Origin of the sequence: Collinsella sp. AM36-4AA (assembly GCF_003467795.1) — a bacterium.
Taxonomy (GTDB): domain Bacteria; phylum Actinomycetota; class Coriobacteriia; order Coriobacteriales; family Coriobacteriaceae; genus Collinsella.
Genome location: NZ_QSHS01000041.1, coordinates 1 through 9,520, shown reverse-complemented (window position 1 = coordinate 9,520; position 9,520 = coordinate 1). Strand labels below are relative to the sequence as shown.

At 56.8% G+C, this 9,520-nt stretch carries 8 protein-coding genes and 1 pseudogene; 6 read left to right on the top strand and 3 right to left on the bottom strand.

All coding sequences use genetic code 11. The features are described from left to right. Positions 1–306 precede the first annotated feature (306 nt). Entirely contained in the window at positions 307–972 is a 666-nt protein-coding gene (locus DW850_RS09790; protein ID WP_158565259.1) for a PilZ domain-containing protein, read from the top strand. Between the two features lie 5 nt (positions 973–977). Further along, the gene (locus tag DW850_RS09785; protein ID WP_117786943.1) at positions 978–2,063 is read left to right on the top strand and encodes a hypothetical protein; all 1,086 of its coding nucleotides are present in this window, start codon (positions 978–980) and stop codon (positions 2,061–2,063) included. 48 nt (positions 2,064–2,111) lie between these two features. Here the strand turns inward: DW850_RS09785 and DW850_RS09780 are convergent, their stop codons facing one another. Next, a complete protein-coding gene (locus DW850_RS09780) occupies positions 2,112–2,624 on the bottom strand; it encodes a hypothetical protein (RefSeq protein ID WP_117629019.1) in 513 nt (170 codons plus the stop codon). A gap of 397 nt (positions 2,625–3,021) precedes the next feature. On the opposite strand from DW850_RS09780, the gene DW850_RS09775 reads away from it, so the two are divergent. Further along, positions 3,022–3,828 carry a hypothetical protein gene (locus DW850_RS09775; protein ID WP_117786942.1) on the top strand — a complete coding sequence of 269 codons (807 nt, stop codon included), beginning with the start codon at positions 3,022–3,024 and terminating at the stop codon, positions 3,826–3,828. An 80-nt stretch (positions 3,829–3,908) separates the two neighbouring features. Then, positions 3,909–4,841, top strand: a complete 933-nt coding sequence (locus tag DW850_RS09770; RefSeq protein ID WP_117786941.1) for a hypothetical protein — start codon at positions 3,909–3,911, stop codon at positions 4,839–4,841. 91 nt (positions 4,842–4,932) lie between these two features. On the opposite strand, the gene dcm is transcribed toward DW850_RS09770, so the two are convergent. Then, positions 4,933–6,195, bottom strand: a complete 1,263-nt coding sequence (dcm, locus tag DW850_RS09765; protein WP_117786940.1) for a DNA (cytosine-5-)-methyltransferase — start codon at positions 6,193–6,195, stop codon at positions 4,933–4,935. A 165-nt stretch (positions 6,196–6,360) separates the two neighbouring features. Between dcm and DW850_RS09760 the strand changes: the two genes are divergently transcribed. Then, entirely contained in the window at positions 6,361–7,866 is a 1,506-nt protein-coding gene (locus tag DW850_RS09760) for a Sau3AI family type II restriction endonuclease (protein WP_158559599.1), read from the top strand. A 100-nt stretch (positions 7,867–7,966) separates the two neighbouring features. On the opposite strand, the gene DW850_RS09755 is transcribed toward DW850_RS09760, so the two are convergent. Further along, positions 7,967–8,665 (bottom strand): DUF5710 domain-containing protein, encoded by a 699-nt coding sequence (locus tag DW850_RS09755; protein ID WP_117786938.1) that lies wholly within the window; start codon positions 8,663–8,665, stop codon positions 7,967–7,969. Between the two features lie 407 nt (positions 8,666–9,072). Between DW850_RS09755 and DW850_RS09750 the strand changes: the two are divergent. Continuing rightward, positions 9,073–9,520 (top strand): annotated as a pseudogene (locus DW850_RS09750) (hypothetical protein); the annotation flags it as partial.

The following is a 9,520-nucleotide window of genomic DNA, read 5'->3' as shown; positions in this document are numbered from 1 at the left end:
GCTGTTGCGTTGAGATTGAAAATCAACCTAATTTTGTCTCTCATCTCTCACTCATCTCTAAGCTGAGAGATAAATGAGAGACGAGAGATAATTACGAGAGATAGCTGAGAGATAGACAGACGGACTGTCGGGGGCATGCATCGCTGTCAGATTAATGCCGCGCGCGGAGCAGCTGCGCGTTCACCCGCGCCTCACATCCCGCCATTTCACGTACCGCACATCGAAACCTGCGGCAAAGCAGGTACAATAGCCCAATGTGCATCGCGCACGACGATGATATCGGCGCCCGCGACTGGGGGAGACAACATGGCAGAGCAACAGATAACGCCGGGGACCAAGCTTCAGGTGGCATTCGACGTGCCCATGGGCCAAAAAACCGACTTCAACATGCTCGCCACGTACAAAGAGAACCTGGACGACGCGTACTTTCTTATGAGCGCGCCCATGCTCGCCGGCAAGCCGCTGCTCATGGACGAAAACCAAAAGCTGCTGCTGCAATACAAAGTGGGCGAGGAAACGTTCGTGCTCGCCGGCTACCCCGAGTCAGTCGAGAAAAAGGGCATCCGCACCTACTGGAAAATGCGCAAAGTCGCCGAGCAGCGCACCTTTGTCAAGCGCCGCGACGAGCGTTTTAAGGTCGCCATGCGCCTGACCTACCAGCGCGACAACGAGCCGACCCCCGAGCCCGAGGACGCCATGACCATCGACGTCTCGGCCGGCGGCCTGGCCGTCTACCTCAACGATTATCCCGATGTGGGCGAGGCCCTGGCCGTGCAAATGCCCACGATCCGCCTGCAGGGCGAGCGCCACGAGCTGCCCGAGCAGCTGGGCATCGTGTGTTGGGTGCGCCGCGCGCCCAAGGGCAGCCTGTACCGCAACGTCTGCGGCCTGCAGTTCCGCTACGCCGACGACATGGAGCGCGAGCTCGTCAAAGAATATGTCGGCTACATCCGCACCAAATATAAGATCTGATCGCCATGGCTCTGTTCAAGCGTAACGACAACAAAGATCAAGCTGCCGAGGATTTGGCCGAGGGTCAGCCCGAGGACACCCCCAGCACCGATCCCGCCCCCCGCAAGCGCTTCGGCAAGTCCAAGCCCAAACGCAAGCCCAACCGCAACCTGCGCGGCGTGGTGCGCATCGAGGAACTGGAGCAGGCGCTGGCCGACCAAGACCTCGACGACATCGACCCCGACGCGGTCGTGTCCATGTACATGCCCAAGCGCCGCATGGAGCGCATCGGCACGGCGCTGCTGCGCATGGACAAGCTGCAAAAGGCCCTCGTGGTGCTGGCACTTGCCTTTGGCGTGCTGTTCGCCCTGTCGTTTATGCAGGAAAACATGGGCAACTTCACCATCAACCTCAACCGCCTGGAGCTGTTCCGCCGCGGCGTGGCCATTGCCGACAACGGCGACTTTAACAACGCCACCGCGCGTCTGGCGGCCGACGCCGTGGACAACGGCACTAATATCGCTGCCGACGACCTGCCCGACAACCTGGATAGCGTCGACGGCAGCCACAACGGCAAGAACTATGTGGCGTACACCTTCTATATCCGCAACGCCGGCAAGACCGATTTGGGCTACAGCGCCAAACTCAAGGTGGTCAGCGCCAGCAAGGGCGTGGAGAAGGCGGCGCGCGTGCGGGTGTATCGCAACGGCAAGCCCACCACCTACGCGGCTGCCGCGGCCGACGGCAATCCCGAGCCCAACACCGAGCCGTTTGCGTCCAAAGACGTGGTGACGACCATTAGCCACGCGAACTTCCGCGTGGGCGACGTGGACAAGTACACCGTGGTCATTTGGCTGGACGGCGACGACCCGGAGTGCGTGGACAAGATCATCGGCGGCGCGGTGGAGTTTGGCTTTGACTTTGATTCGTCCGAGACCGACGATTCGAGCCTGTTCGTTAAGTTCGTGCAGGATATTGCCGACACCCTGACTGGCAACGACCCCATTAGCGCGAGCGGCAACGAGGCGCCCGATTACTACAAGGAATACAACGTGACGTGGAGCAACCGCCGCAACCAAAAGAACTCGCCCGCAGGGGACGGGGACAAGTAGGACGAACGAGCGCCGGGCTGGGATTGATGTTCCGGCCCGGCGCTTTTGTTATGCGGAGGCGTTGTCTGCGGAGGTAGCGCCGTTGCCGGCGGCGCCGTCCAGCAAGAACAACCGCAGCGCGAACTTGATCGCGTAGCCTGGCTTGACCTGGGCCGTGTCACCCATGCGCTCGTCCAGGTCACTACAGTAGGCGTAGAGGTCGCGGATGAGGTCCGCGCCCGAGAGCGTGAACATGTAGCCCGCGTCCGAAAGCGCGTTGGGTGCTGCGGGCAGCCCCGCAGCCGCACAAAAGCTTGCAAGGTCGGGGCCCATGACGGCCTCGTAGTCAATCGCGGCGCCACGGTCCCGTGCGGCCTGCTCTTGCTTGCGGGTGTACGACAATGCCGTCGCCAGCACAAAGCTGGGCGTGGGCGCATTGACGTCGTCGGTGGTGGCGACGAGCTTACCGGCCGCTTGCGTGACCAGCCAGGCGACTTCGCGCTGACAACGAACGGCCTTGCGCGTCACCGGCTTAATCGATCCGGTGGAAACGCTTCCCTTGGGTTGATTGGCGGCAGGCATGGGCCCTCCCAACAAATAGCCCGTTTAGCAGGCAAAAATGACACGTGCCACACCAGTATAGCGAGTGGGAAAGGGCTAGGGCGAAGCTCGGCGGAGGGTGAATGTATGCGATGGCGCGGCACTGCGGCCGCAAGGCTTAAGAGGGACTTATGACTGTACGGGAGAGAGATCAAATAAGGTAAACGATGTTCACACAGCACCACATATAGCCCGAGGTAGACCTATGAATCTGCCGGAATGTAGGCTGCCGAAAACTCATAAGGAAATCGTAAGAATTATGGTATTCTCAATTTCATGTCTAAAGGATGGGCAAGCAACATCCAACACGAAAGCGCGGGCTCCCCTTCCGGGCTTCTCGAGGGTCATCTGGGACGAATGGGGAAAGAAAGGGGTCCGTATGGATACCAAGGCATTAAAGAAGCAGATGGGCGCCGCCATCGCCATGGTGCTGGTAGCAGCCGTAGCCCTCGGCTCCGCCACCTTCGCATGGTTTGTGAGCAACAACTCGGTTAAGGCGACGACGAGCAGCATTAGCGCTCAGTCGAACGCTGCCTACATGACGATTGCGAAAGGCACCACTGGCGCAAAAGACGCTAACGAAAGTGCTGTCGAGACGGATGTGAAAGACACGCCCCTTTTCCCTGCGACTTTCGGCGAGCAGGCGGATTCGGATGGCAATGCACATCCTGGTCTGTTTTATACGGGAAACGGCACGACGACCACCGATGGTAAGCTGAAGGATGCCCTGGAGAAGGTTGGCGCGAATGGCACCCCTGCGGAAGCTGCAGAAAAAGGTTATGCCGTTCATGTTCCCTTCAATGTGAGCACTAAGGGCCAGAAGATGAAAGACCTGAAGGTCGCTGGCATTACCAACGGGAAGTATGATGCCAAGGATGAGGCCAATAATGGCTCTGCCCTGGCTAAGGCCTTGCGTGTTTTGGTTGTTGACGGCACCGATTCTAGCAAATGGGTTGTGTACGGCCAAGAGGCTGATTCCACTAAGTACGTAGTTAAGCTTAGTTCTGAGACTGGTAACGCGGTACCGAATTTTGGCGAGGTCTTGCCTGGCCAGGATCACGTTGTAAACGTTTATCTTTATTATGAGGGATCGGACCAGGCCGTCTACACCAATAATCTTGCGAATCTGACCAAGACCAATAAGGTCACCGTTGAGTTCGCTGCTACTCCCAACGGAAACAACTAACCAAGCGGGATGGCATATCTGCTGACTTTGGGGCGGGGTCTTTCGGCTCCGCCCTTTTTTGAAAAGAGGGTAGGTGAAAGATGAATATATGCGGAATGAAAAAACAACTCAGGATTGCAGCCATTTCGGTTGTAATGGCTGCTGTTGCACTCGGATCGGCTACGTATGCGTGGTTTGTCACCAACTCTACGGTTAAAGCAACTACAGGTAGTATTAGCGCTCAGACAAACGGAATGGTTCTCCAGATTGTCTCCGGAGATATGCCCAATCATGAGGACAACCGCGAAGCGCTGACGACGGCATCTGCTGTTGGAAATCAAATCAGCCCCTCTTCAACGGATAACGCGAAGTCATGGTTTGTGCCCGCCACCTGGAGCAATACGATGGTCAGCTCTTATAAAGAAGCCAGTACCAATGAAAAGGGTCTCTACAGTCAAGGTGGCAACTCGTATTACGCATTTGCGGTGGGAAACTACACCGTCTATACGGTTAAGGAAACCGGACGTGCCGATGTCTATTTGAATCCTGACAACCCCTTAGTTGTTACGCCTTCAGCGGGGGCTTCGGAAAACTGGTTCAATAAGATTAAGGGATCCTTGAGGGTCGGTATTGTTGTCGACGATGACCTTAAGTTCGTCTATGCTCCGACTCAGCCATCTTCTACCGAAACTGGCAACGATGTTAATGCCACCATGGGCTGGAGCTGCGTTGCTTCGGCGGGGGATACGACCCAAGTAGCAAGTTACATGCACTTGTATGCCGACAATCTTGTTGACCAGCAGAATGGTAACTGGGCAGCCGCAAAAAACGGCACTCTATATGATAAGCCGGCTGGGCAAAACGGTAAGGCCATCGACACGAATGTTGGCTATAACGGCACTCATATAAAGGTCGTCATCTGGATGGAGGGCACGGATTCAGATTGTGTAAATGTGTCCGATTTGGATGATGCCCAGAAAGCAAATCCAACGTTTAATGTCACGCTCAATTTGGTTGGCGTAGCGACTGAATAGTCGGTCAAAATAATCGCAGCAGTGTAATTAAAGACGAGGGCCAGTTCAATCAAGAACTGGCCCTCGTTTGTTTATGCCAAAAGCGCTTTGGCTACAGCCCGTACACTTCAACCATGGCTTCGCCGATGCGATGGGGGACACCCGTGACCAGGGCATTGCCCATGCAGAAGGCTCGATGGCCATCGGTCATGCCGGTGTCGGTCCAGCCCTTCGGGAATCCCTGGAGCTGGTCGAGTTCGTCGGGAACAAGACGACGGAAACGACCGTCGGGGCACTCGATGACATGCTTAAAGCGGCTGGCTCCCGTGCCGCCTTCGCCCGTGAGAATCGTACGGCTTGGTTTGTCGATAGCATCCGGGAAGCTCATGGCACCCTCTGAATACGTATACGTAAAGCCGGTTTTCTTATTGGTGCGCTCTTCGCGTTTGCTGCCCTTGAGGTAGCGCCAGTCGGGAAGCTTTTCGTCAGAGATGTAGAACTGTTCCGGAACATTCGCCTCGTCAACAAGCACATCGCCAAGTACGCGGCGCTCGCCGTGATAGTCCTCGGCGAAGTCGCAGGTCAGAACGTGGCAGTCCTGCATGACGCCGGCATTCTTAAACTGAGAGGTCTTTTGACCAACGCCAAAGCGAGTCGAGTTCTCGTAAGGATCGGGCAGGACATCGAGTTCCGCAATTTCGTCAGGGTAGATGGCGGGGAAGGCCTTCGCCATAACGCCGTTGTGCATGCGGTCAACAAGGTCGACCTTGCCAGCGTTCTTCTCGCAGAAGATGTAAACGCGTTTGCGGCGCTGGGGGAAACCGTATTCTGCTGAGTTGACCACGCGCCATTCGACGGTGTAATCGAGGTCGGCAAGGCAGCTCAAGATGATGGCGAAGTCTCGACCGCGCTGGGATGCGGGCGACTTGAGCAGGCGATCAACATTCTCAAAGAGCCCGAAGCGGGGCTTCTTCATCTCGAGGAAGTGATAGATATCCCACCAAAGGACACCCTTCTTGCCTTCGATGCCATGTGCCTGATTGAGCGGACGTGCGACGGAGTAATCCTGGCAAGGGAAGCCGCCGACGACCATGTCAACGTCGGGGATTTCAATCTCGCTGGCTTCAGCCTGCTCCAAGACTTTATTAATATCTTCGTTGACTACGGAATCCTCGCCAAAGCGGTCCATATAGCAACGTGCCGCGAACTGACGAGCCTTTGTTCCGGGCGGTTCCCACTGGTTGGCCCAAATGGTGCGAAAGGGTCCGGCGGGCTTCATGTAGAAATCCGGATAACGGGGGTCGGCATAGCCTTCGAGGCCTAAACGGAATCCGCCGACACCGGCAAACAGCTCGGCAATCTTGACCTCTGACATGCTATTCCAATCGATATAACGAACGTTTATAAACCAAACTACGATAACCGATCTGGCAAAAAAGATCAACCCTTAATTTTAGCACTCTCAGATAACGTTCATTATTGCAGTATGGCGCACGTCATGGGCTACCATGGGGCTAACTGCGATTTTCGGAGGTATCCTATGTCCAAGAAGCACCTCGATTTCAAGCGCATGCTTGACGATACCGATTTTTCTGACCCCTCAAGCATTGAGCGATATGCTGCCAATCTCGACGGGATGACGTTTCGCGATATTCTCGAGCTTGGCATTGCGCCGGAGGGGGAGAGCGCGCCCAAGGACTTTGGGTCCAAGAAGTACAAGGGTGGCATGGGAACCCTGATCGAGGAGCGTTACTTTGGCTATAAGGCCAACAGCGATGATCGGCCAGATTTTCCGGAGGCAGGCGTTGAGCTCAAGGCGACGTGCTTCGACGTGCTCAAGAACGGTCGCAAATCTGCCGGCGAACGCCTCGTTTTGACGATGATTCCTTACGATCGTCCGGTGACGCTCGATTACGACAGTTCACATCTTAAGACCAAACTCAGCAATATTCTCTTGGTTTATTACGGCCGCGACCTCTCAATCGACAAATACGACCAGCGCATTGAGCGTGCAGTTATGGTCCGTCTGCCCGAAGAGGACATGAAGATCATTCGCGCCGACTACGAGAAAATCATTTCGTACATTCAAGATGGTCGCGCCGATGAGCTTTCGGAGGGTATGACTACCTACTTAGGCGCCTGCACGAAGGGTAAAACCGAAGCGAAGATGTGGGTTGACCAGTATTATGAGTACCTCAACACCGATACGGGCGAGATTGAACACCGTCGCGCGAAGCGTCGAGCCTTTTCGCTCAAGCGCTCGTATATGGACTACGTGCTCCATACCTACGTGCTCGGTGCCCCGCGCGTTGGCGAGAGCATCGTCCAGGCCGGCGACGATCCCATTGATTTCGAAAGCTACGTAACTGGACTTATCGAGTGCCACTATGGTGAAACCGATCGCCAGATCGCGGAGCAGTATGGGTTGGAGTATACGGGCAACAAGGCGCAATGGACGACGATCGTTTACCGCATGCTCGGCATTAAAAGCAATGCCGCCGAGGAGTTCGTTAAGGCTGGGATTTCCGTTCGGGCTGTTCGCGTTAATAAAAAAGGCCACATCGAGCAGGCGATGTCCTTCCCGCCGTTTAAGTTTAAGCAGCTGATTAACGAGGATTGGGAAGCGTCGCCTTTCCGCGCATGCCTCGAAACCAACCGCTTCTTCTTCGTTGTGTTCCGTGAGGACCACGAGGGTGTGCTGCATCTTGATCGTTGCCTGTTCTGGGCAATGCCGGCAAACGAAATCGAAGGTCCCGCAAAGGCTTGCTGGGACGAAACGAAAAAGGTTATTCGCGAGGGAGTTGAGCTAAAGCCGTATAGGGATTCGGCAGGAAAGCTCAAAGTGGCCAACAATCTGCCTGGTATGGCTGACAATCCAATCGTTCACGTTCGCCCACATACGTCGAAAGCTGCGTACAGATTCGCCGATGGCACCGAGGTCGGCGATATCGCAAAGAACGCTTACGAACTGCCGGATGGGCGCTGGATGACCAGGCAATCGTTCTGGTTCAACAAGAGCTATCTGGAGCACATCCTGGGACTGTAGGTCCTCGAGCCCGCAACTCAGCTACCTGCGCATACTCGATTTTCGAGGAATTCCACACTCGATTTCCGAGGATAACTGGACTCGATTTTCGAGTTTTGCCCTACAGGTAAATTCCCTCGCACAGGGGCTTGTGGAACTGGATGTGGTGGTCGCGTGCCCAGGTGAAGAGTGCCTGGTCAAAGTTGCTCTGACTGGCGGGGATGCCAAAGACGCCGGCGACTTTCACGCGCACGAACTCCAATGCGGGCAGCTTGTTGATGGCCGTGAGCGCAAACGGCGACGTGGGCTCCTCGAACAGGTAATGGCTGCCTTGCAGCGCGCCGCAGGCGGTGCAGGTGCTGGCGAGCGATACGGTCTTGGTGGTGCGCGACGTTACGGGCTTGTAGCCGCAGCGCTCGCGCAGGTAGTCGCGGATCTCGGCCGGCACGCAGCCCAGCGCGGGGACGATAGCTATGGCGTTGGCGCGGGCGGTGTCGATCGCGATGTGGCCCGTGTCGTCCATGGCGGGTACTGCGCCGGGCGCAGCCTTGCTGCCCGAGTCCTCGGCTACCCGATACGGAATGCCAAAGGCCGTGACCGTTGTCTGCTCGTGGCACTTCCAGCATTCGCGCTTGCCCAGCACCAGGTAGATGTAGGGCGCGCTGGGGTCGGAGCGATCCACGCCGGGCAGCCACGCGGCAAAGGGCTCGGGGTTGACGCCATCGGGCACGTACCAGATCTTTTTGATCCGGTCCCACTTGGCGCCCAGGGCTTTGGCCTCGTCTTTGTGCAAAAAGGGAACATCGAGCTCGGTGCGCATGGCGGCTCCTTTGTGCGGCTTGCGGTGCATGTGCTCCAAGGATACCCCAGCGCTGGGTGTGTGGTCGCTAAACGAGCATTTCGACCGTCCGAGAAGTCGCGGAGCATTTTGGCGAGGGGGTGCCGTCAAGCAAATGGGCAAGCAAATGGTCAGCTTTTGGTCAGTTGAGCGGCAACCTTGCCAAAAGCTTGACGGATTTGCATTTAGACGTCGACGAATGAACACTTTGGTTGCGCCGCGGCAAAAAACTGCTGGTCGTTTGCCGAAAACTCGCCAGGACCGCCAGCGGCCGCCGACGCGCGTGCTATCTTCGCGCCATGGGTTACTTTATCGTTTCACATAACGCTGCGTTGGCGCTTTTGGCGCACCTGCCGAACCCTCGTTTTGGGGATTCGGAACCAGAGGTCGTGTCGATTGCAGGCGTCTGCGCGCTGTTGGAGCAAGAGGCGCAGGAGTTTATCGATCGCTATGATCTGGGGATCCAAACGCTGGATTTGCTGGTGCCATCGCGTGCCGACCGTCGGCAGAGCAAGCATGTTAAGACGCACCTGTGCACCAACGAGCTCCCGGCGGGCTCGTTTATCTCGCTGGGCCACTGGATGGGCGGCCTGGATGCGTATGTGTGCTCCCCCGAGCTGGCGTTTGTGCAGGTTGCGCACGACAGCTCTGCGGCCGAGGCCATCTATGCCGGCTATGCCATGACATCGGACTATCGGCTGGACAACCTTGCTCCCGGCGGGGTGACAAGCAGGGATGGGGGCATGCGCGATGGCAGGCTCACGACGAAGGAGCTCATTGCGGCGTATATCGAGGCGTCCCCAAAGGTTGAACTGCACCCCAAAACTTGGACGGCTT

Excerpts from the sequence above, each read along its gene's own strand:
- DW850_RS09790 (WP_158565259.1), top strand. The coding sequence starts at position 307 with ATGGCAGAGCAACAGATAACGCCGGGGACCAAGCTTCAGGTGGCATTC.
- DW850_RS09785 (WP_117786943.1), top strand. The coding sequence starts at position 978 with ATGGCTCTGTTCAAGCGTAACGACAACAAAGATCAAGCTGCCGAGGAT.
- DW850_RS09780 (WP_117629019.1), bottom strand. The coding sequence starts at position 2,624 with ATGCCTGCCGCCAATCAACCCAAGGGAAGCGTTTCCACCGGATCGATT.
- DW850_RS09775 (WP_117786942.1), top strand. The coding sequence starts at position 3,022 with ATGGATACCAAGGCATTAAAGAAGCAGATGGGCGCCGCCATCGCCATG.
- DW850_RS09770 (WP_117786941.1), top strand. The coding sequence starts at position 3,909 with ATGAATATATGCGGAATGAAAAAACAACTCAGGATTGCAGCCATTTCG.
- dcm (WP_117786940.1), bottom strand. The coding sequence starts at position 6,195 with ATGTCAGAGGTCAAGATTGCCGAGCTGTTTGCCGGTGTCGGCGGATTC.
- DW850_RS09760 (WP_158559599.1), top strand. The coding sequence starts at position 6,361 with ATGTCCAAGAAGCACCTCGATTTCAAGCGCATGCTTGACGATACCGAT.
- DW850_RS09755 (WP_117786938.1), bottom strand. The coding sequence starts at position 8,665 with ATGCGCACCGAGCTCGATGTTCCCTTTTTGCACAAAGACGAGGCCAAA.